General features: G+C 52.5%; 20 protein-coding genes. 6 read left to right on the forward strand and 14 right to left on the reverse strand.

The window, feature by feature from the left end:
• The first annotated feature begins 1 nt into the window (after position 1).
• Entirely contained in the window at positions 2 to 1,138 is a 1,137-nt protein-coding gene (locus GUC46_RS00750; RefSeq protein ID WP_061549525.1) for an HlyD family secretion protein, read from the forward strand.
• A 7-nt stretch (positions 1,139 to 1,145) separates the two neighbouring features.
• Here the strand turns inward: GUC46_RS00750 and GUC46_RS00755 are convergent, their stop codons facing one another.
• Positions 1,146 to 2,108, reverse strand: a complete 963-nt coding sequence (locus GUC46_RS00755; RefSeq protein ID WP_130715275.1) for a LysR family transcriptional regulator — start codon at positions 2,106 to 2,108, stop codon at positions 1,146 to 1,148.
• Positions 2,109 to 2,229: 121 nt separating this feature from the next.
• Between GUC46_RS00755 and GUC46_RS00760 the strand changes: the two genes are divergently transcribed.
• Positions 2,230 to 2,970: a MipA/OmpV family protein gene (locus tag GUC46_RS00760; RefSeq protein WP_003024206.1), complete on the forward strand. Its 741-nt coding sequence runs from the start codon at positions 2,230 to 2,232 to the stop codon at positions 2,968 to 2,970.
• Positions 2,971 to 3,069: 99 nt separating this feature from the next.
• Here the strand turns inward: GUC46_RS00760 and GUC46_RS00765 are convergent, their stop codons facing one another.
• Complete coding sequence (locus GUC46_RS00765) at positions 3,070 to 5,025, reverse strand: glycoside hydrolase family 127 protein (protein ID WP_130715274.1); 1,956 nt, start codon at positions 5,023 to 5,025, stop codon at positions 3,070 to 3,072.
• Positions 5,026 to 5,035: 10 nt separating this feature from the next.
• Positions 5,036 to 6,436 (reverse strand): MFS transporter, encoded by a 1,401-nt coding sequence (locus GUC46_RS00770; protein ID WP_130715273.1) that lies wholly within the window; start codon positions 6,434 to 6,436, stop codon positions 5,036 to 5,038.
• 252 nt (positions 6,437 to 6,688) lie between these two features.
• Here GUC46_RS00770 and GUC46_RS00775 point away from each other — a divergent pair, with 252 nt between their 5' ends.
• Entirely contained in the window at positions 6,689 to 7,504 is an 816-nt protein-coding gene (locus GUC46_RS00775; protein WP_003844563.1) for a helix-turn-helix domain-containing protein, read from the forward strand.
• A 4-nt stretch (positions 7,505 to 7,508) separates the two neighbouring features.
• Here GUC46_RS00775 and araD read toward each other — a convergent pair whose 3' ends face one another.
• From araD to yiaK, 8 genes are all read right to left on the reverse strand, one after another.
• Positions 7,509 to 8,204 carry an L-ribulose-5-phosphate 4-epimerase gene (gene araD, locus GUC46_RS00780; protein WP_003024215.1) on the reverse strand — a complete coding sequence of 232 codons (696 nt, stop codon included), beginning with the start codon at positions 8,202 to 8,204 and terminating at the stop codon, positions 7,509 to 7,511.
• Complete coding sequence (locus tag GUC46_RS00785; protein ID WP_003024218.1) at positions 8,198 to 9,058, reverse strand: L-ribulose-5-phosphate 3-epimerase; 861 nt, start codon at positions 9,056 to 9,058, stop codon at positions 8,198 to 8,200. The genes araD and GUC46_RS00785 overlap by 7 nt, the downstream gene beginning before the upstream one ends.
• Positions 9,051 to 9,713 carry a 3-keto-L-gulonate-6-phosphate decarboxylase UlaD gene (gene ulaD, locus GUC46_RS00790; protein WP_049001526.1) on the reverse strand — a complete coding sequence of 221 codons (663 nt, stop codon included), beginning with the start codon at positions 9,711 to 9,713 and terminating at the stop codon, positions 9,051 to 9,053. Before ulaD ends, GUC46_RS00785 begins: the two co-directional genes overlap by 8 nt.
• Positions 9,713 to 11,215 carry an FGGY-family carbohydrate kinase gene (locus GUC46_RS00795; protein WP_049001510.1) on the reverse strand — a complete coding sequence of 501 codons (1,503 nt, stop codon included), beginning with the start codon at positions 11,213 to 11,215 and terminating at the stop codon, positions 9,713 to 9,715. Before GUC46_RS00795 ends, ulaD begins: the two co-directional genes overlap by 1 nt.
• Before the next feature lie 97 nt (positions 11,216 to 11,312).
• Complete coding sequence (locus GUC46_RS00800; protein ID WP_003837687.1) at positions 11,313 to 12,632, reverse strand: MFS transporter; 1,320 nt, start codon at positions 12,630 to 12,632, stop codon at positions 11,313 to 11,315.
• Between the two features lie 31 nt (positions 12,633 to 12,663).
• Positions 12,664 to 13,596: a DUF4862 family protein gene (locus GUC46_RS00805; RefSeq protein ID WP_003837689.1), complete on the reverse strand. Its 933-nt coding sequence runs from the start codon at positions 13,594 to 13,596 to the stop codon at positions 12,664 to 12,666.
• A 12-nt stretch (positions 13,597 to 13,608) separates the two neighbouring features.
• Positions 13,609 to 14,073, reverse strand: a complete 465-nt coding sequence (locus tag GUC46_RS00810; RefSeq protein WP_003024232.1) for a YhcH/YjgK/YiaL family protein — start codon at positions 14,071 to 14,073, stop codon at positions 13,609 to 13,611.
• A gap of 11 nt (positions 14,074 to 14,084) precedes the next feature.
• Complete coding sequence (gene yiaK, locus GUC46_RS00815; RefSeq protein WP_138828018.1) at positions 14,085 to 15,083, reverse strand: 3-dehydro-L-gulonate 2-dehydrogenase; 999 nt, start codon at positions 15,081 to 15,083, stop codon at positions 14,085 to 14,087.
• 217 nt (positions 15,084 to 15,300) lie between these two features.
• On the opposite strand from yiaK, the gene yiaJ reads away from it, so the two are divergent.
• Together yiaJ and GUC46_RS00825 are read left to right on the forward strand one after the other, a co-directional pair.
• Complete coding sequence (gene yiaJ / locus GUC46_RS00820; protein WP_003024237.1) at positions 15,301 to 16,116, forward strand: IclR family transcriptional regulator YiaJ; 816 nt, start codon at positions 15,301 to 15,303, stop codon at positions 16,114 to 16,116.
• A gap of 117 nt (positions 16,117 to 16,233) precedes the next feature.
• Positions 16,234 to 16,707 carry a 4Fe-4S dicluster domain-containing protein gene (locus GUC46_RS00825; RefSeq protein WP_130715271.1) on the forward strand — a complete coding sequence of 158 codons (474 nt, stop codon included), beginning with the start codon at positions 16,234 to 16,236 and terminating at the stop codon, positions 16,705 to 16,707.
• 34 nt (positions 16,708 to 16,741) lie between these two features.
• On the opposite strand, the gene avtA is transcribed toward GUC46_RS00825, so the two are convergent.
• Positions 16,742 to 17,992, reverse strand: a complete 1,251-nt coding sequence (gene avtA, locus GUC46_RS00830) for a valine--pyruvate transaminase (protein ID WP_003837697.1) — start codon at positions 17,990 to 17,992, stop codon at positions 16,742 to 16,744.
• 176 nt (positions 17,993 to 18,168) lie between these two features.
• A complete protein-coding gene (gene malS, locus GUC46_RS00835) occupies positions 18,169 to 20,199 on the reverse strand; it encodes an alpha-amylase (protein ID WP_130715270.1) in 2,031 nt (676 codons plus the stop codon).
• Positions 20,200 to 20,515: 316 nt separating this feature from the next.
• Here malS and GUC46_RS00840 point away from each other — a divergent pair, with 316 nt between their 5' ends.
• The gene (locus GUC46_RS00840) at positions 20,516 to 21,340 is read left to right on the forward strand and encodes a protein bax (RefSeq protein ID WP_003024247.1); all 825 of its coding nucleotides are present in this window, start codon (positions 20,516 to 20,518) and stop codon (positions 21,338 to 21,340) included.
• Between the two features lie 44 nt (positions 21,341 to 21,384).
• Here the strand turns inward: GUC46_RS00840 and xylR are convergent, their stop codons facing one another.
• Positions 21,385 to 22,563, reverse strand: a complete 1,179-nt coding sequence (gene xylR, locus GUC46_RS00845; RefSeq protein WP_003024250.1) for a D-xylose utilization transcriptional activator XylR — start codon at positions 22,561 to 22,563, stop codon at positions 21,385 to 21,387.
• Positions 22,564 to 22,805 lie beyond the last annotated feature (242 nt).

The raw sequence follows: 22,805 nt of genomic DNA on the forward strand, positions 1-22,805 counted from the left end.
GATGGATTTACTAATTGTTCTGACCTATGTGGCGTGTGCATGGTCAATATTTAAAGTTTTTAAAATTCCTGTAAATAAATGGACAGTTCCTACCGCAGCATTAGGCGGTATATTCATTGTTTGCGGGCTTATATTACTGATGAATTATAACCATCCGTATACCTTTAAAGCACAAAAGGCGGTAATTTCTATTCCCGTGGTGCCGCAGGTAACGGGTGTAGTGACAGAAGTGACGGATAAGAAGAATACGCTAATCAAAAAAGGCGAGGTTCTGTTTAAGCTTAATCCAGGGCGTTATCAGGCACGGGTCGATCGCCTGAAAGCTGATATTGTCACCGCACAGCATAAAGAGCAGGCTCTGGTTGCGCAGTTAGACGAAATGAAAGCCAACACGCAGCGGGCAAAGGCCACGCGTGACAAACTGGCAAAAGATTACCAGCGCTATGCGCAGGGTAGTCAGGCGAAGGTGAATCCTTTTTCTGAACGCGATATTGATGCGGCGCGGCAAAACTATCTGGCGCAGGAAGCGTCGGTGAAATCTTCCGTCGCGGAGCAGCAACAAATCCAGAGTCAGTTAGACAGCCTGATACTGGGCGAGAATTCGCAAATTGCCAGCCTGAAAGCGCAGTTAGCCGAAGCGGAGTTCAACCTGGACCAGACGGTGGTTCGCGCGCCCAGCGATGGCTATGTTACGCAGGTGCTGATGCGCCCGGGAACCTATGCCGCCGCGCTGCCGATGCGTCCGGTGATGGTATTCATCCCGGATCAAAAAAGGCAAATTATCGCCCAGTTCCGTCAGAACTCGCTGCTGCGTCTGGAACCTGGCGATGAAGCGGAAGTGGTATTTAACGCGCTGCCGGGTAAGGTATTCAGCGGTAAACTGGCTGCAATTAGTCCGGCAGTGCCGGGCGGGACATACCAGTCGAATGGGGCGCTGCAATCCTTAAATTCTACGCCCGGTTCGGAAGGGGTGATCGCCACGATTGAGCTGAATGATAATGCGGAGGTTAGCGCGTTACCTGATGGGATCTACGCGCAGGTCGCGGTTTATTCTGACCACTTCGAACATGTGTCCGTCATGCGCAAAGTCTTGTTGCGCATGACCAGTTGGGTGCATTACCTGTATCTCGATCATTAAACTCAGGCTATTTTGCTTGCTCAGTCTGCTGATCCAGCGACTGAGCAAGCTGCCGGCGAATCTCCGCCAACATCTCATCAAGAATAAACTGTACCCGCCATGGCTGATATTCACGTTTGCGGAAAATCGCCACCAGATCCAGCCACCATTCATGCTGTCCGGAGAAACACGGAACCAGCCCGTTAGTCTGACTTTCTTTTTGTACGCTCGCCTTGGGTGCAAAAACAATGCCCAGATGGTTTCGCGCCAACGACAACGCAGATTGCGTATTGTCGCAAACATAGTTACCCGTTACGCGGTAATCATGCATCTCTTTACCACCGGGGGAAGAGAATCGCCAAATGTTAGCATCATCAATCATCATGGAATCAATCAGAATACAGGAGTGATGCTCAAGTTCTTCAGGAGTGCTGATGGGATGTTGGGCCAGATATTGATTACTGGCGAAAGCGGTAACTACATATTTGGTAATAAAACTGGCGACCAAAGATTCATCTTTTGGATGTGCATAAGTAATTAAAACATCACAGTCATCAGGAAATTCGACTCCTTCATAAAAGGCTTTACGTTCCAGGTTATAGGTTTTTAGCACCAGACTGATATCGCCAATATCCATAATTTTTGCAATAACATGTTGCGATAAGTAAGCGATAATTCCGGTTGGTGCATATACCGTTACTTTTCCACGTTTCTCGTGCTTATAATCAGCAATGAAATTATTTAACTGCTCGTTTCTGTCTAACATGTCATTGATGTAAGGAAGTAACGCTATACCAAACGGCGTGAGGGTCAGTTGCCGGGTGGTGCGGTCAAACACCTTTAATCCAACTTTTGATTCAAAATCAGCAAGATATTTACTGACGTTGGCCTGTGCGATGCCGAGAACAGTCGCGGCATGACTGATATTTTCACTGGCAGCGATTACCGAAATAATCTTCAGCTCCCGGTGTTTAAGTTGTAATTTATTCATCGCCAAGCCCAATATATATAATTTTTTATATATTACTATATAAATATGAACCTTGCATCGATGAAATTGTAAGCATTATTATGCACCAGTTTTGTAGCTTATTTTAAAATGGAATGTTGGCATGTTAATTAAACACAATATTGTGGCACTGCTCGCCTTTTCTTTTATGGCGAGTGCAACTGCCGCAGAGTTTTCTATTGGCGCTGGTGCTGTATATAATGAATCACCTTATCGCGGGTATAATGATAATGTTCACGCAGTACCGCTAGTCAGTTACGAAAGTGAATCATTTTATTTTAGGCAAACAACGCTAGGTTATATTTTGTCTAAGAGTGAAAGTAATGAATTTAGTATTACTGCCTCTTATATGCCGCTTGAGTTTGATCCCGGCGATAATGACGATCATGCGATGAAAAAGCTGGATAAGCGTGACGCAACTGCAATGGCGGGTGCCGCGTGGTATCACCATGAAAGATGGGGTAGCGTGAAAGTCTCCGCCGCTGCGGATGTGCTGGACAACAGTAATGGCTGGGTAGGGGAAGTTTCACTGTTCCGTCCAATGCCGATGGGCAAGCTGACGCTGACGCCATCGATTGGCGTGCTCTACTATGACGAAAACTTCAATGAATACTACTACGGCATATCGGGTAATGAGTCCCGTCGTAGTGGCTTATCAAGCTATTCCCCAGGCGATAGCTGGACACCGTATGTTGGCCTGTCCGCTAAATACGCATTGACCACTAACCTGACGCTGCTGGCAAGCGCCAATTATAGCGCACTGCCGGATGACATTAAAAATAGCCCGATGGTAGATCGCGATGACAGCTTTACCTTTATGTCCGGTCTGACCTGGCGTTTCTGATTTAAATACGTGCCTGATGGCGCTTCGCTTATCAGGCCTACGTGGATAGGTGTTGTAGGCCGGATAAGACGTGAAGCGTCGCCATCCGGCACGGTTTAATTACTGCTCGTTTATCCAGATACGCATTTCGCCTTCACCACGGTTTGCCCAGCTAAACCACGGAATAAACGTCAATGTATGCGCCTGACGCGAAGTTGGGGAAACATCGTAGTGCCACAACGATTGTTGTGCTGCATCGGCTGCACTTTGCTTCACACCTTCAGCCTGAATTAACATTTTATGGCTGAACAATCCCTTACCTTCGAATACTCTGAACTCACTCTCTTTTGGCAACCACAGATTATGCAATTCCTCGCCGTTGTCGGCCTGCTCCAGGCAATATACCAGTGGTCCACGCTGAATAGCGACCTTACCGGCAACATGACGCACTAATGGATTTCCGTATACCCGACGCACCGGCATTGGCAGGGTCAAACTGAGCGTATCGCCTTCCTGCCAGGTTCGACTGATGTGCAAATAGCCTTTGCGAATATCCTGCTCAACCGGCTGATCATTCAACACAACCTGCGGCGCGGAGCACCAGTCTGGCAGGCGCAGAGCCAGGGTGTGATAAACCGACTGCGGTGATTCGATGGTGATTTTTACCTGCTCATGCCATGGGTAATCTCCGCTAATACGCAGTTTAAGCGAGCCGTTTACAACAGGGACCTCCATGCTATTGCCCACGTACATATTGATATACAGCGCGTCCTGACGCGGTGTATAGATGTAGTGGCCAATTGAGGTTAGCACGCGGGCGATATTCGGCGGGCAACAGGCGCAGCCAAACCAGCGCTGACGAACGGGTTTCACGTGGTCATAAATATGATTGAATTTTAATGATTTAGGATGTACTTCCAGCGGGTTCACATAGAAGAAGTGCTTGCCATCGAGCGCCATCCCGCCCAATACGGTATTATACAGGGCGCGCTCCATCACGTCGGCATACTGGCTGTCGGCTTCCATTTCCAGCATTCTGCGGGCGAACATCATCAGGCCGATTGAGGCGCAGCTTTCCGCATACACGGAGTCGTTGGGCAGATCGTAATCGCTGCTAAACGCCTCGCCGCTGCTTTGTGAACCGATCCCGCCGGTAATGTACAACTGGCGCTGTGCCATGTTTTTCCACAGACGCAGGCAATCCTGACGCTTGCCTTCGTCCTGGCTTAAGCGTGCCAGATGAGCGACGCCGGTCATCAGGTAGACAAAGCGCACCGCATGCCCGATCGCCGTTTGCTGTTCTGAAATGGGCTGATGAGCCTGGCTATAGGGTTTATCCTTCACCATCCATGCCGGACCGTAAGTATGCCAGTAAGAGGTTTGGCCGCGCTTTTCGTACTCTTCGTCATAGAAATGGGGCTGTGCGCCGCGCTGTTCCACAAAGTAATTTACCAGCGCCATATAGCGTGGTTGCTGGGTCACTTCGTATAAGCGCATTAACGCCAGTTCGATTTCCGGGTGTCCTGGGTAGCCGCGCAGTTGATTCTCCCTGAGTCCAAACACGTTGTCGATGTGATCCGCCAGGCGACACACCACCTCTAACAGACGGCGTTTACCCGTTGCCTGAAAGAACGCGACGCCTGCTTCGATCAAATGACCTGCACAGTACAACTCATGACACTCGGCGAGGTTGGTCCAGCGTTCATCCGGTGCTTTCACTGTGAAGTACGTATTGAGATAGCCGTCTTCACACTGGGCGGCCGCCACCAGTTCAATGACTTCATCGGCCGTTTGTTCAAGTTCCGCATCGGGTTTCTGGCACAGGGACCAGGCAACGGCCTCCAGCCACTTTGCTACGTCGCTATCCTGAAAAACCATGCCGTAAAATTCGCCATCCTGCAGGCCCGCGGCGATACGGAAATTCTCTATCGCATGACTTGGTTCCGCCTCTGCAATGCGGTCATTGAGCGCATCCCATTGATAGGGGATCACCACGTCACGCACCAACTGCTGATATTGTCCGAGGAACGGATCGCTGACGGTGAGCTTATGCAGGTCGACTTCCAGTACGTTCATTTCGTGCTCCTTAAGGCTGTACATGACGCTGACGCAGATCGGTGGCAATGCGCGACATCATCGGATTATTGAGTTTGCAGATGCGGATAGACAGCGCCAACAGCAGGTGGAACAGCGCGGGCAGCAGCGTCTCCATCGCGGTAATTCCTTGCAGCGAGCTGGTGGTTTGGTTACCAGCGCCTGGCTGATAGGCGACAAAAATAAACAGCAGGCTGATGATCCCCGCACTTGAGGCCCAGGCCAGCTTGATGAAGAACAGATTGAAGGCGAAATTCATGCCGGAGGAACGTACGCCGGTTTTCCACTCGCCGTAATCGTCGGCGAAGGCCATCAGTGAGAAGTGCAACGGCAGCGTGAAGCCTAAAATAATGCCGTTACCGAGGATGACTGCCAGCCACAGCGTCTGATAAGCCGGGCCGGTTGGCAGGAACCACATCAGTATCGCCAGGGCCGTCAGCACCAGATTGGTGTAGTAATAGAGTTTGACAGTATCGATGCGGCGGGTCAGGGGGCTGACGATCACTGAACCGATGATGGACGCGAAAGTGACCATGGTGAAAAACAGCGACGTATAGGCGGTGCTGCCTTCCAGCACGTAGGTAATAAAATACATGTACCCGCCGCCGCGAATATTAAAGACGTTGATCAGCAGGAAAGACATTACCAGCATCAACAATAGCTGATCGTTTTTGCGCAGACCGCCAATGTGTTCACGCAGGGTAAATTTCCCCATCATCGCCAGCGGCACACGCTCGCGAACCCAGAAGAAACAGCACAGGAACATCACCACCGCGATGGCACACAGGATGCCCACGCCAAACTGATAACCCTGCGCGGCATTGCCCTGACCCAGAATATCCACCATCCACGGCAGACCAACGGAAACCAGGAATCCCGCCACGCCGCACAGCACAAAGCGCCAGGACTGACAGGCGATCACCTCGTTATGGCGGGTCGTCATGGTGTTGATCAGCGCACAATACGGTACGTTGATGGCGGTATAGCCGACAGAGAGCAGGAGATAGGTGCCGAATGCCCAGGCGATCTTGACCCCCATGCTGGCGTCCGGGACGGTAAAAGTGAGCACGCCAATAATACCGATCGGAATCGCAACCCACAGTTGCCACGGGCGAAAGCGCCCCCAGCGGCTTTGCGTACGGTCGGCCAGCACGCCCATGATGGGGTCGGAAATGGCGTCAAATACACGCAGGGCAATAAATAATGTGCCGACTAGCGCAGGCGTTAACCCGAAGACATCGGTGTAGAAAAATGTCAGGAAGTTCATGATCAGGCAGGTAATTACCGTCCCGCCAGCATCGCCTAGCCCATAACCAATTTTTTCACGCAGGGATAATTTGTCGTCCTGGGCGCGCTGTGCCAAATCAGATGTTGTAATCGGAGCCGAAGTCATAAATAACTCCCGGAGAGGATGTTCAGAAAGTATCCCGCTACGTTGCGGGTTATTTGTTTGTAATTTGCAAAATACGTTATTTATTCTGCACGAAATGTTTGGGTCAACAAGGGAAGAGAAAAGTATAAAAAGATGACAATTCCGACTTCATTATAAAAATGTGATTTCGATCCGGCGGAAAGCAGGTTTATCGTGAATAATCAATGATAAAGATCGGTTTAAATAATGTAGAAAGCGGGAATTTGAATATATATGCTCGAATTATCCATGTCTCTTCCGATTAAAGTGCAAAATGGTGGGCTATTTATTTCCCGGGGCGTGGGCAGTCATCCTGCGCGACGATTGCAATCCTGGGAAATTATCTTTGTTGAAAAAGGGACATTAACGATTCGCGAAGGCCAGACAGTTTTTTGCGTGAATGCCGGAGAAAGTTTGCTGCTGTGGCCGCAGCGCTTGCATATTGGCGTTGGGCAATTTCCGGCTGATTTGAAATTTTACTGGCTGCATTTTGAGGTGACGGCAGAAAACGACGCATCAATAACGGAACCGTTACTTGCTATCCCTCAACATACCCGGGTGGGCGAGCCCCAATATATTATTTCGCTGTTTCGCCAGTTCTTACGCGAGCAGGAAAATATTCATCGCAGCATGGCGCTGGAACTGATCCTGCTGCTGATTTTGCAGCAAATATCCGCAGCCGCCAGCGAGCAACCTGTCGACAGCCCCGGGAATGCGTTGGCCTGGAAAGCGCAGCAAATCATTCACACCCGGTTCCACCTGCCGATTTCCGCCTCAACGTTGGCGAAAGAGCTGCATTGCAATGCGGATTATCTGGGGCGCGTTTTCCGTGGCGCTTTCCGGCTGACGCTAACCGAAGCGTTGCACCGTCAGCGGGTGAGGGCGGCAGAAAAACTGTTAATCAGCGATTCGCTGTCGCTAACCGAGGTGGCGATGAAATGTGGATTTAATGATGTGGGTTATTTTCGCAAAATATTCCACAAGCACACCAGCCTGACGCCCGCGGCGTGGAAACGGCGCTATTGCAAAGAACATATCAATAGCGCCTGACCCGTTATTGTCCGTAATACGCATTCGCCCCGTGTTTGCGCAGATAATGTTTATCCAGCAACTCAGACTGCATATCCGGCAACTGCGGGGCTAACTGGCGAGAGAACAACCCCATGTAGGCGCACTCTTCGAGCACCACAGCGTTATGCACCGCGTCTGCGGCGTCTTTACCCCAGGCGAACGGTCCGTGGGAGTGCACCAATACCGCCGGAACCTGCAGCGGATTGAGATCGCGCTGCTCGAAGGTCTGAATGATCACCTCTCCGGTTTGATATTCATATTCGCCGTTGATCTCTTCAGCGGTCATTAGACGCGTACACGGAATAGAACCATAGAAATAATCGGCATGCGTGGTGCCCCATGCAGGGAGATCCAGACCCGCCTGCGACCAGATTGTCGCGTGGCGAGAATGGGTATGGACGATCCCGCCGATCTGTGGATAACGACGATACAGCGCCAGATGGGTTGGCGTGTCGGACGACGGTTTTTTGTTGCCTTCCACTACGTTGCCGCTGGCAATATCCACTACCACCATGTCGTCGGCGGTCATCACCTCATATTCCACGCCGGATGGCTTAATCACCATCAGTTTACGTGTTTCATCCACTGCGCTGACGTTGCCCCAGGTAAAGGTGACTAAGCCATGAGCCGGGAGCGCCAGGTTTGCCGCCAGCACCTCGGCTTTCAGTTGTTCTAACATGGAAATCCTCCTTCCTGCATGCGTGCTTCTATCCAGCGCCGTGCCTGGATAATTTCCAGTACCGGCTCCTTCGCTTTTTCAGTCCACATTTCAATCAGAAACGACCCGCGATAGTTCAGCTGATGCAGCGTTTTGAAGATGCCAACAAAGTCCACGCACCCTTCGCCAAACGGTACATCGCGAAACTGGCCCGGATGAGTTTCGGTTACCGGCAGCGTGTCTTTCAGATGGATAGCAGCGATGCGGTCAATGCCCAGCGTCAATTCGGCAGTGACGTCATTCCCCCAGGCGCTGAGGTTGCCCACGTCCGGATAAACGGTGAACCACGGCGATGACAGCATTTCATCCCACTTTTTCCACTTGCTGATCGAGTTCATAAACGCGGTATCCATGATTTCTACCGCCAGCATCACCTGCGCGGCAGCGGCTTGCTCGACTGCCCATGCCAGCCCTTCGGCAAAGCGCTGCTGCGTTCCTGCGTCATGTTCTTCGTAATAGACGTCGTAACCAGCCAGTTGAATAGTGCGGATACCCAGATCGCGCGCCAGACGAATGGCTTTGCTCATTATTTCTCGCGCCCGCTCACGCACGGCTTCATCGCGGCTGCCAAAGGGAAAACGACGGTGGGCGGACAAGCACATTGATGGGATCGCCACGCCGGTTTCCAGCATCGCGCTCACCAGCGATGCGCGCTGAGCCGGACTCCAGTCGAGACGCGACAGACGTTCATCGGTTTCATCCACCGACATCTCGACGAAATCAAAACCGCAGCTTTTTGCCAGCACCAGCCGTTCCGGCCAGGAGAGGTCTTTCGCCAGCGCTTTTTCATAGATACCTAATGGATGATTACGCATGCTGTGTTCCCCAGATGGCGTCGATTTGCGCATGGAATTCGCCAGCAACCTGCGCTGGGTTTTGCGCTCCCGCCAGCGCGCGCCCGGCAATAAAAGCTTTGACGTTAATATCGCGAAACAACGACAGATCGGCGGGCGTGATCCCACCGGTAATCGACAGTTCCAGACCAATATCAGAAAGCGCCTTCATACGCGCCAGGTCTGCTTCTCCCCACTGTTGTCCGCTGGCCTGAGCATCGCGGCCACGATGGTAAATCGCCTGGCGAACGCCAACGCGATACCAGTCGCGGGCATCATCCAGCGTCCAGTTGCCGAACAGCTCCATCTGAATTTCGCCGCCGCAGGACTGCGCGATGCCATGACCTTTCTCTACCGTCGCCAGCGGCGCAGCACAGATAATGGTCATCCAGTTTGCACCTGCTCCAAAGGCTTGCTGCGCGAGGGTTTCGCCCGCATCGGCCACTTTCCAGTCGGCGACGATGATTTTAGTCGGGCACTGGGCACGCAGTGCTTTCACGGCGCTCAGTCCTTCGGTTAAGCAGAGAATCGTCCCCGCTTCAACGATATCGACGTTCTCTTGTAGCAGCGCGACGTCGCGTTGTGCGGCTTCAAGGCTGGTGTGGTCGAGCGCCAGTTGCAGTAATGGTCGACTCATCATTCGTGCTCCTTAATGCGGGCGTGGTAGCCCTGTAGTGCGGTAATTAAATCCAGGTATTGGCGGTATTTACGCTGGTAGCTCGACTGCGCGGCGGCGTCCGGCAATAGCGTGCGCACCGGGTGCTGTAGGCTGCGCTGGGCGTCGCTGAAGTTGGAATAAACGCCGGTGCCGACGCGGGCGGCGAGCGCAGCGCCAAAGCAACCGGTCTCTTCAATCTGCGGCAATTCGATACGTAAACCGCTGACGTCTGCCAGCATTTGCATCCAGATGTCGGAGTGCGCCGGACCGCCAGTGACGCGCAGGGTATGCGCCTTCGTAAAACGTTCGCGCATGCGGTTGAGGTGGGTCATGTGGCTAAAAACCACGCCTTCGTAGATGGCCTGTAATAAGTGGGCGCGAGTGTGTATTGCCTGCATGCCATAAAAGCCGCTGGTCATCTCCAGCCCGGCGTTGCTGCCGTACAAAAAGGGCAGGAAGAAAAGCTCGCTACCGGCTTTCGGTAAGCTGGCGACGGCCTGATTGATCTCAGCAAAAGAGAGTTCGCCCCACTGGGCGGTAAACCATTCCAGATTGCCGGAAGAGGTCGGGCTAGCTTCGTGAACGATGTACTGCCCGTCGTTGACATAGCGCCCATAAACATAGGGATGGGCCTCGTGGTCGCGCAGACCGTGAGCGATCCCGCTGGTGACGGCCCAGGTACCCATCACCGCGTTGAGGGTGTATTCATCTTCGATACCGGCGCAGAGTGCGGTGGAAACCACATCAAACAGTCCGCCGACGACGGGCGTGCCCGCCGCCAGACCGGTTATGGCGGCTGTCTGAGCGGTGATTTCCCCGCATATTTCTGCTGAACCGACAATCGGTGGTAGCGCATTGTCGATCTCACTGATGCCCAGCCACTGGGTCAGGCGCGAGTCGTACTGACCCGAAGCCATGTTGTAGAGGTTCGACTCGGAAATATTGCTCTCTTCACAGCCTTTGACGCCGGTTAAGCACCAGCGCAGATAGTCATGGCCCATCATGACGCAGCCAATTTGCGCGTAACGGTGAGGTTGATTCTCTTTCACCCAGCGCAGCAATGATGCCGGATGCCCGGTCCACAATGTCTGGCGGGTGACCGGGTAGAGCTGCTCAGGGATCCCATCCTGCTGCCAGCGCTGAACGATGTCCATCGCCCGGCGGTCGGAAGAGAGGATGGCATTGCCCAGCGGTTTATCCTGCTTATCGAGAAGGAACAGGCCTTTGCCCTGAGCGGAAATACCGACGCCTTTGATTTGATCGCCGCAGACGCCGGTGCGCGCTAACAGCCCGGCGATCGTGGCTACACATTGTTGCCACAACTGGTGCATATCGCGTTCGGCGTAACCGGGCAATGGCGATGCGGTCTGCAACGATTGCCGGTTAATGCCATGTTCATGACCTTTGGCGTCATACAACCCGGCTTTCAGATACGTACCGCCACAATCAATACCCAGCCAGAAGGTCTCTTTCTCACTCATCTTGTTATCTCATTTTTGCCGGATGGCGCTGCGCTTATCCGGCCTGGGACGGTTGCTACCTGTAGGCCCGGTAAGCGCAGCGCCACCGGGCATTGTTTTACGCTGTACGTTTATGTGGATTCAGTGTCTTTAGCGGAGCGGCACCGGCGTCGCATTTGGCTGGCAGCAGCAGCGCCATCAGCGCGGCCAGAGCCAGTGAGATAGCCAGGCAGTAAACCCCCGCATCTTTGCTATACAGGGTGATGAGTACGCCGACCGCATAAGGACCGCAGAAGCCGCCGAGGTTGCCCAGCGCGTTGATGACTCCACGCGCGCCACCGGCCATTTCCGCACTGAACAAACGCGCCGGAATGGTCCAGAACACGCCCGCTGCCGATTGCAGGAAGAAGCCGCAGCCGACCAGCGCGGCATAAGCCAGCCAGACGTTATTTTTCAGCGCCACGGAAAGGAACATGCACAGGGCAAAGCCAATCAACGGCAGGCAGACGAACAGCTTGCGTTTACCGGTGCGGTCAGAGAGAGAAGAGAACAGGAACATCCCGGCAATGGCCCCGACGTACGGCAGAATGGCGAGCATACCGACCTGTCCCATGCTGCTGTGCGTCAACTCTTTGAGGATGGTCGGCAGCCACAGGGTGTAACCGTAAATCCCGGTCTGATAGAAGAAGTTCAGCGCGATGAGCTGCCACATGGTTTTATCGGAAAGCACCGCGCCCAGAGAGGCATTTTTGACTTCCGTTCCGGCAATGGCTTTTTGCTCGGCGGCAAGCGTTTCGACCAGGTAATTTTTCTCGGCCTCAGAGATCCAGCGCGCCTCCTGTGGACGGTCGTAAACGGTATAGGCCCACAACACCAGTACAACGACGGAAAGCAAACCTTCAATGATGAACAGCCAGCGCCAGTCGAGAACGGTGATAATCCAGCCCGAGAGCGGAGCGGTAATGATCCCGGCAATCGGCACAAACATAATCACAATCGCATTGGCGCGACCACGCTCGGCGTCGGGGAACCAGTTACTGATCATCGTCAGCACCACCGGCAGCATGCCGCCTTCGGCAACGCCGAGTAAAAAGCGCAGAACCAGCAGTTGGTACTGATTAGTGATTAACCCCGTGAGGACGGAAATAACCGCCCAGGCAACCAGCGACCAGCCGATAAATTTCTTGCCGCTGCCGTGAACGGCAATTTTTCCGCCGGGAACCTGTAAAAACAGATAACCGATAAAGAAAATACCGCCAGCCAGTCCTGCCATGGTGGCGGAAATACCTAATTCCTCATCCATTCCGCCCGGCATCGCGAAAGCGATATTGACGCGGTCCATATAAGAAATAATACAGGCGATGAGAATAGGTGGAATAATCCGCAGCCAGCGCTGACGGGGTATATCTTTGAGTGTAGGGCGAGAGGTCATGTTCATATTAATATTCTCGTAGAGTAGTATTTTATTTTTATAGTTTTGCTTTATTTAATGCGGCGATACCGTCGCGCAATATTGCTACGCGATGGTTCACATCTGCATTGGCATTTATTTCCAGCAATTTAATACCGGCAAATTGCAATGGTTCGGCTTCTGCGCAGGCGAATAGTTCGCGGGCATGGTCGGTGGTCATCAGGCTTTGTGGGCAGAATGGGGCAAACGGCGCGTGTAAGTCCTGCCATTCGCCGTATTCCCCCGCAAGCGTGGTACCGGAGAACATCAGCGCGCCCAGTTTTCCAGCCCGTTTGGCCTGCTGCGTGTGGGCCAGCGCCAGGGCGGGGTTCTGCCCTTCAATGGTCGATCGCGCCCAGTTAATGCACACGCTGATGTCATACCCGGCAATGACCTCCAGCACATTGTCTAACGGCAGAAAGCCTTTGCGTGGCGCAATGCCGGTCATGGCATCGCAATGTTCCAGCACCAGATCGCAGGACCAGTCCCAGGAGGTAATCTCTTTCAGCGAACGGGCAAACGCGTCGGTGGCCTGTGCAACATTTGGGTTGCTGGCATTGGGGGCGGCATGCAGTTCCAGCGCAATCACTTTTCCGGCGTGTGCCGTATTGATATGGTTGATTTTCTGCTGCAGATGACGGTAATACGCCACGCTGGCTTTACGCTGTTCTTCGTCGCTGGAGGCCAGCCCAAAAGCGCTGTTTGCGCCGCGACGGCGCATGGTTTCCATAATGGCGGTGACCACGATTTGCCAGTCGCCCGGCGTATGACGTAATAACCATTCGTCGCCTAACGGGTGAAGATGTTCAAGGCAGGGCTGCTCCAGACCGCGAATATCGGGAGTATCGGCGAGCTGTCGCCAGAATTCCTTCTCTTCCTCTTCACTCTTTTGGTGAAATGAGGGTGCACAGGGGTACGCACCGATAATATAACCGGCATTATTAACGCTCATGTTGTGCTCCTTTTATAAAACTGAAATAGCAACCTTCACAACTATTTTGCGGATCGGCGTGGCGACAGTTTTATGACATGCAGGGCGATGAACATCCTGCGGGAAAAATATGGCATAACTTCCCGGAATCATTTCAATGAAAGATTCATGTTCGCTGGCGTGATAAAAAATAATATCGCGCTGTTCTAATAACGATTCGCTGATTTGGTTATTCCCGGTATCAATCGCGATCCCGATTTTCTCTTCGCCCCAGGCCAGAAATTGAATATCCAGGTAGCGGCGATGCACCTCCGGGCGATTTTCGGCAACGTCACGCGTGGTTAAATCGATAACCTGCGCGAAGATATTTTTACCGTCGATTTCTACCACGCCCGGTTCCAGATTGCGGAAGTCTGTGCTGCGCAGAAAGTCGAGTGCCCTTTCAATCGCCGCGGGTAAACGACATGGGTTAGGCTGAGCGATATGTCCAAAGATCATACTCTGACTCCTTACAACACCTGAATTTTGGCCCAGACGCTGTCATCAACGGTGATACCGTTGCGGCGGTTTTCTTCCAGCAGCTTTGTAAACTCGTGGCCCGGCAGGCGGACAGGTGTGTTTTCATCGGCGCGTTCGGCGGAGGTGATGAAATCCATAATCCGCTGTAGCTTGGCATCACGGGTGGCGCCATCGATCAGCTTGTCTACTTCAATGGCGATGAAAATCTGTGAAACGCCATATTCATCGCTGTTGTCCTGGGTGACCTCGGCCACGGAAGAACCGTCTGAAAGCAGGGTGGCGATCATATCCAGCACAATCGACAGACCTGAACCTTTCCAGTAACCCATTGGTAAAATGCGGCGGTTTTTTTCGATAACGCCCGGCTCTTTAGTGAGATTGCCTTCATCATCAAAGCCACCATCTACCGGCAGTTCGCGACCGGCCAGGCGATTCACTTCCAGCATGCCGTAGGAGAACATCGACATCGACATATCAACCATGGTGATTGGCGATGAGGGGATCGCGACGATCAACGGGTTAGTACCAATGCGGCACTCTTTCGAACCCCACGGCGGCATGACGGCAATCGAGTTAGTCCAGCAGATACCGATGTAACCTTTCTCCGCCGCCTGCCAGCCATAGCTGCCGCCGCGCATCCAGTGGTTGGCGTTACGCAGTGCGACCAGGCCAATACCGTGATCGGAGGCCAGCTCAATGGCTCTGTCCATCATCTTTTTCGCCGTCAGATTTCCGATCGAACGCTGGGCATCCCATTGTTCAATCGCTCCCAGGCTAGTAATGCGTTGCGGTTTGGCCTCAGGAATGATGTCGCCGTTATCTAATTGCTGAATAAAACGAGGAAAACGATTCACGCCGTGTGAATACACGCCGGACTCGGTGGTGCGCGCAAACATTTCGGCACAGGCATCGGCGGTTTCAACGGCGATACCGCGTGCCAGCAGTACCCGATTGAACGCATCTTTCAACTGCTCAAAAGTGACTTTCATTCCTGTTTCCTTGTTTAAATTTGATCGCTTTTTTATCTCTAAATTTCACTATGCGAAATCTGATTTCAAATATAGCGATCAAATTTTGACAGATCAACGGGGTGGTCTATTTTTTAAAATCATCAAAATCAAATAGTTGTGTTTTTTCGGTTCAGATCGTGAACTGAAACACACTTTGCGCTACCATCAGAGCGCGACGAAAAGGGGAGCGGAAGCGATGGGCACAAAAGAGAGTGAAATGACGCAAGACAAAGAGAGGCCAGCCGGAAGTCAGAGCCTGTTCCGTGGTTTGATGTTGATTGAGATTCTGAGTAACTATCCGAATGGGTGCCCGTTGGCGCATTTGTCTGAACTGGCAGGGCTGAACAAAAGTACTGTGCATCGACTGCTGCAAGGGCTGCAATCCTGTGGGTATGTCACCCCCGCGCCAGCGGCAGGGAGTTATCGCCTGACCACCAAATTTATTGCCGTGGGTCAGAAGGCGTTGTCGTCACTGAACATCATCCATGTTGCTGCGCCGCACCTCGAAGCGCTGAATATCGCCACTGGTGAAACCATCAACTTCTCAAGCCGTGAAGATGACCACGCGATTCTGATTTATAAGCTGGAACCGACGACGGGCATGCTGCGTACCCGCGCTTATATCGGTCAGCATATGCCGCTGTATTGCTCGGCGATGGGTAAAATTTACATGGCGTTTGGGCATGCGGATTATGTGGAAGCCTACTGGGAGAGCCATCAGGATCTTATTCAGCCCCTGACCCGCAATACCATTACCGGTTTACCGGCGATGTACGACGAATTGGCGCAGATCCGCGAAAGCAGTATGGCGATGGATCGGGAAGAGAACGAACTGGGCGTTTCCTGTATTGCCGTGCCGGTGTTTGATATTCATGGTCGGGTGCCGTACGCGGTGTCAATTTCACTCTCTACCTCGCGACTTAAGCAGATAGGGGAAAAAAATCTACTCAAGCCACTACGGGAAACCGCGCAGGCGATTTCAAATGAGCTGGGTTTTACCGTTCGCGATTAGGCAGAGATCCATAGTTATTCAGGCACCTGACAATATTTAACCGTTTCCCCTGTCCGATCAAAGCGACAAGGGCGACCTCTCTGGCACTCTGTGGTTTTCACGCAGAGGGAGGGGACAATGAACGCGTTTATTATGGCGGATGCGGCAAAATGTATTGGGTGTCGTACCTGCGAAGTTGCCTGCGTCGTCGCGCACCAGCAAAACCAGGACTGTGCGTCGGTCTCTTCTTCTGCGTTTATACCGCGGATTCGGGTAATCAAAGATGACGCCTTTACAACGGCGGTCTCCTGCCATCAATGCGAAGACGCTCCCTGTGCGAATGTTTGCCCAACGCACGCCATTCGTCGTGAACATGGGCATATCTTCGTTGAACAGACACGTTGTATTGGTTGTAAAAGCTGTATGCTGGCCTGCCCGTTTGGGGCAATGAATGTCGTTGCCCGTTCGTCGCGGGTGCAGGCGATAAAATGCGATTTGTGCTGGCATCGTGAGACGGGGCCAGCGTGTGTAGAAGCCTGCCCGACCAGCGCGTTGCAGTGTATTGATGCCGTCAGTATTCAGCGACAGCGTCTGCGTTCACAACCGCTGTGAAGTGAGCCCGACCCGCACTTGGGTCGGGTTTGCGTTAGCCTTCCAGCCAGGCGCGTTCGATCTCTTCAGCCAGAATCTTCACGCCAGCTTCGATTTTCTCTGGTTCTGGCACGTAGTTCATCCGCATGCACTGATGGGTATGTGGCCAGGGTTTATCCAGCCCTGGGAAGAAGTAGTCACCGGGAACCATCAGTACGCCGCGCGCTTTCAGGCGCTGATACAGCAGTTCAGTAGTAATGGGCAAATCTTTGAACCAAAGCCACAGGAAAATCGCGCCCTCTGGTTTATGGATAAGGCAGCGATCTTCTGATAAGTAGCGGCGAATAATCGCAATCGTCTCCTGAACGCGCTGATAGTAAAACGGTTTAATTACCGTTTCGGACAGGCGCAGTAGATCGTTACGTTTAATCATCTCGCACATCATCGCCGGTCCCATCCCGCCAGGAGCAAGGCTGATGATGCCGTTCATATTGGTAATCGCAGTGATGATTTTTTCATTGGCGATAATGATACCGCAGCGGGAACCTGGCAGACCCAGCTTGGAAAGGCTCATGCACAGCACAATGTTGGGGTTCCACAGCGGACGCGCTTCGCTAAAGATGATGCCAGGGAATGGTACGCCATAGGCGTTATCAATCACCAGCGGGATCCCATGCTGGTTGGCCAGCCGGTCCAGCTTCATCAGCTCGTCGTCTGTGATCACATTGCCTGTCGGGTTAGTCGGGCGTGACACGCAGATCATCCCCGTCTCTTCACCGATGTGCAGGTGTTCAAAATCAACGTGATACTTAAACTGGCCTTCCGGTAACAGTTCGATGTTCGGACGTGCGGAGACGAAAAGATCTTCTTCTAGCCCGGAATCGGCATAGCCAATGTATTCCGGGGCTAATGGGAATAACACTTTTTGCGTTGTTCCGTCAGCGCGGCGTCCGGCGAACAGATTGAATAAGTAGAAAAACGCGCTCTGACTGCCATTTGTCAGTGCAATATTTTGTGGCTCGATATCCCATCCCTGCTTCTCACGTAGCAGTTTCGCCAACTCAGACAGGAGCTCGGTTTTCCCTTGCGGGCCGTCATAATTGCAAAGCGCATCAGTGGCTTTGCCGTTTGCCAGCATATCTGTCAGCAGAGACTGGAAGTAATTTTGCATCTCTGGAATTTGCGCCGGATTACCACCGCCGAGCATGATGGCGCCTGGGGTGCGTAAACCGTCGTTGAGGTCCTCCATCAGGCGGGTGATGCCTGAATGGCGGGTAAATTTGTCGCCAAAAAGTGAGAATGTCATAGCAGGGGGTCTGTCGAACTGAGTAGTAAAGTGGCTAACCATAGCGCTACCCATGGCAGGGTGCAAATCAGGGGAAGCGGACCGGATTGATGTTTTGTGCTGCAGATATTTGCCTGGCTGGTTTTTTATTTTGTGTTGGGCTTCCCGCCGTATGCACAGCGGGAAGTCTGTTGGGATCAGGGCTGGCCGGCCCACACCACCATCACCTTATCGTCGCCATGCTCGCGGATAAATCCGTATCCCTGCTTCAATGTCAGCGTAGTCTGTTTACCGGCGCCGATGGCGGGATGTCTGGCTCGGAACTGACTGATGCGCTGCCAGTGTGCGACGCTGGCGGCAGATTTCCCGCTCACATCCTGCCAGTTCATTTCTGAGCGCGTGCCCTGCAATGGGTCTGAACCTGTTGGTCCAAAGGGTCTGGCCGACTCGTCGCCGTAAAAGAGTTGTACCGCGCCAGGCGCCAGCAGCAATAGCTCGGCGGCTTTGTCTCCACCTTCGCGAAACAGACGCGTATCGTGCGAGGAGAGATAGCTCAGGACGTTGAAATCCTGCAGTTTTTCAGCCATTTGTTGCCAGGTGACATCCATGTTTGCCAGACAATCGACGGCCTTTGCCGCCTGCTCCTGATAGTCGAAATTGATCATCGCATCAAAGCCGTGTCGGTAATAGTCGCTTTGCATCACGCCGTGACCCCAGGCCTCGCCGGTCATCCAGAAAGGTTTATCATCCAGCGCTTTATCCGGGTTGGCTTTCTTCCATTCAGCCAGCGCTGTGCTGGCCTGTGTTTTTAATTGCTGCCAGGCGGGAAGCTCGACGTGTTTGGCGGTATCAACCCGAAAGCCGTCAATCCCGTAATTACGCACCCACTGGCTGAGCCAGTGCGTCAGATAATCGCGGGGCGTGTAACCGGCAATAGCTTTAGCGTGCGTATCTGGTTTGTGCTGATAAAAGTTTGGCAGCCCGGAAGGTGTGGTGGATTCGGTTTTCAGATCGGGCAGGAAGGCCAGTGACATGGTCAGGTCGTCAAAGCCAGGATTGTCGTAATCGCCAATATCGGTACGGATCCAGTTTTTCCCCCACCATTTTTCCCAACCTGCTTTATCGCTGAAGTTGATGTAATCATTAAAGCTGTGCCAGCTTTGCCCGGCGGCTGGCTTCCAGTCCGTCCAGCGTTCACCGAACGTGTTTTTCAGTTCATCGCCCGACAAGTACAGCGCTCCAAACTGATACTCCTGCATATCCGCCAGCGTGGCGTAGCCGGTATGATTCATGACGACATCGAACAGGATACGAATGCCGCGCTGGTGCGCACCGTCAACCAGGGCACGCAGGTCAGCTTCATTACCCATATTCGCATCGAGCGTGGTCCAGTCCTGAGTGTAATAGCCGTGATAAGCGTAGTGGGGGAAATCGCCTTTGGTGCCGCCGCCGACCCAACCGTGAATTTGCTCAAACGGTGCGCTGATCCACAAGGCGTTGACGCCCAACTGTTGCAGGTAGTCGAGTTTACTGGTGAGTCCGCGCAAATCGCCACCGTGGAAAGTGCCAATTTCCTGCATGCCGTCGTTGCGACGTCCGTAGCTGTGGTCGTTGCCTGGGTCACCATTTACAAAGCGATCCGTCAGAACGAAATACACCGTAGCGTTATGCCAGTCGAAAGCAGCCGGGGCATCGGTTTCTGCCCGTTCCAGCAGCAACAGCCCGTTACTGGCTGCGGCAGGCTGTAGGGTAATCGACCCATTCTTTACCGTTGCCGTTTGTTTGCTGTAGTAATCGCGCACCACGGCACCTTCCGGAAAGGTCTGGCTCACATCCAGTGTTAACGGCGAACCATCCCATTTCGGGCACTGGCGAATCTGGGTCGTGACAGGGTCTGCGGCGCTTTTTACCGAAAGCATCAACGTTGGCGTTCCGGAGCGGGTATCGACTTCCAGCGTGTAATCGCCGTCTTTGAATAAACGCCACTGCGGCGGCGCGCCTTCACACGGTTTTAGCGATAGCATCTGGTTGAGTTTTATCGCATCAGCAGGCTGCCAGCACTGTTGGTCAAAATTCAGGATTAAAGGACGAGTACCCTTCGTCAACGCTGCATGGCTGACGAATTTACCCGTACCTTCCGCTTCGAAGTTGGGGAGTCCCTGAGAAGTCCATGATGAGGCGATGGCAATGCCGGGCATGAGCGCCAGCGCAACGGCGGCAAGTTTCATAATGCTGTCCTTGGTGCTGCTGTTTTCGCCAGTTTGCCAGTGAAATCAGGCTGGAAACTCATCCTTTGAGTCGATTCCGCCAGGAGGAGAAGTGAGGGTGAGCGATCGCGTTCAAAAAATGAACTAATTTTGCGATAACCTCCACATTTTCTTCGAATTAATGGCACCCTGAACCGTTAATGCGTGACATAGTTTCAGAATTGGACTATTCCTTTGGGTGCTCTTGACGGCTATTTTTGATATGATTTGAGATTCATCTCTCATTTTTGTGAAAAATATAAGGTGTTGGAATGTATAAATCCGACCAGGAGACCTAATGATATTGACTCCCATTCGACGATATGGGGCAATGATTCTTATGTTACTCACCGTTGCATTTTCGGGTGAGGTGCTGGCAAAGACACACACGGCGACAACGAGTCACAAGCCCCAGATAACCAAGGCAAGTAATAAACAGGTTAGCAGTAAACAAGAGTATTCTCGCAATAGTGCAAAGAGTAGTTCACTTCCTGATTTGCGAAAATACCCTTCCGGAACACCAAGGAAAAAAGCGTTTCTCCGGACGGTTATGCCTTATATTACCAGTCAAAATGCTGCCATTACTGCGGACCGTAACTGGCTGATTTCAAAACAGTACCAGAACCGCTGGTCACCGACTGAGCGTACGCGTATGAAAGACATCGCGAAGCGCTACAAGGTGAGCTGGTCTGGCAACACGCGTAAAATTCCGTGGAATACGCTGCTTGAGCGCGTAGACATTATCCCGACCAGTATGGTGGCAACCATGGCTGCGGCCGAAAGCGGCTGGGGTACGTCGAAGCTGGCGCGTAGCAACAACAACCTGTTTGGCATGAAATGTGGCAAAGGTCGTTGTAACAATGCCCCAGGTAAGGTGAAAGGCTACTCACAGTTTGAATCGGTGAAAGAGTCGGTGAATGCTTACGTCATCAACCTGAACACGCACCCGGCTTACTCTTCTTTCCGTAAATCACGTGCGCAGCTGCGTAAAGCCGATCAGGAAGTCACCGCTACCGCGATGATCCATAAGCTGAAGGGTTATTCCACTAAAGGACAGAGCTACAACAACTATCTGTTCGCAATGTATCAGGATAACCAGCGTTTAATCGCCGCGCATATGTAATTCTGTGTGCCGGATGGCGGCTTCGCCGTATCCGGCAATAATCCTCACAGCAACACTTCGCTGTTCACATCGCGATACTCTTTTGGCGTCGTGTCGTACTCTTTCTTGAAGACTGAATAGAAATACTGCAGAGACGGATAGCCACACATCTGTGAAATTTCGTTGATTGAAAGCGTGGTAGAAATCAACAGACTGCGCGCTTTTTCCAGCTTTTCGGCATGAATCACGGCGTGGATAGTCTCTCCGACCTCTTCTTTAAAACGCTTCTCCAGATTTGAACGTGAAATCCCTACTGAATCAAGAACTTGCTCAACCTTAATCCCTTTGCAGGCATGATTGCGGATAAAGTGCATCGCCTGAATGACGGCAGGATCGGTCAAGGAGCGGTAATCGGTTGAGCGCCGCTCAACCACGCGCACCGGAGGAACCAGAATGCGTTGCAGCGGCAGCGCCTCATTCGCCAGCAAGCGGTGCAGAAGTTTTGCGGCCTGGTAGCCCATCTGCCGGGCTCCCTGAGCCACGGATGACAGCGCTACCCGTGATAAGTAACGGGTCAGTTCTTCGTTATCTATTCCTATCACGCATAGCTTTTCCGGTACCGGGATATGTAGGTGCTCGCAGACCTGCAGGACGTGTCGTGCCCGCGCGTCGGTGACCGCGATAATGCCGGTTTGCGGCGGCAACGTTTGTAGCCAGTCTGCCAGACGATTTTGCGCGTGCTGCCAGTTTTCCGGCGCAGTTTCCAGCCCCTGGTAGACGACGCCTCGGTACTTTTCTTTAGCCACCAACTGGCAAAAGGCATATTCACGTTCTGCGGCCCAGCGTTTACCGCTTGAGGAAGGCAGGCCGTAAAACGCAAAACGGTTAACCCCTTTCTCTTTCAGATGCAGAAAAGCGCTTTCTACCAGCGCGTGGTTGTCGGTAGCAATGTAATGTACCGGGGGATAATCTTGCTCCCGATGGTAGGAACCCCCAACGCCGATGATCGGAACATCGACATCGGCAAGTAATTGCGCAATGTCATCATCGTCATAATCGGCAATAACGCCATCGCCTAACCAGTCTTTAATATTATCGATACGGGCGCGGAAATCTTCCTCAATGAATATATCCCACTCGGATTGCGATGCCTGTAAATATTCACCCACTCCTTCTACCACCTGACGGTCATAGGCTTTATTGGCATTGAATAACAGAGTGATGCGGTGACGTTTATCAAACATAAGAACCTGTCCTGGAAAGGTTAACGTGGGCCTGTCGATACTAGCAAAACCGCCGGTACGACTGCTTGATGAAGCGTGACAAATTTCCTGATTGCCTGAGGCCAGGCAAAATTTACATACTGTCAGCGGGATGACAATTGTCATTTTTCATCTGCGCATTACGGTTTTTTGTTTAATGGCTAACCTTCGATCGCGATCGCTTTTTTATTTCGTTTTTCAGCGTGTTTTTTTGGGAGCCAGCG

Origin of the sequence: Citrobacter sp. LUTT5 (genome assembly GCF_009905315.1) — a bacterium.
Classification (GTDB): domain Bacteria; phylum Pseudomonadota; class Gammaproteobacteria; order Enterobacterales; family Enterobacteriaceae; genus Citrobacter; species Citrobacter freundii.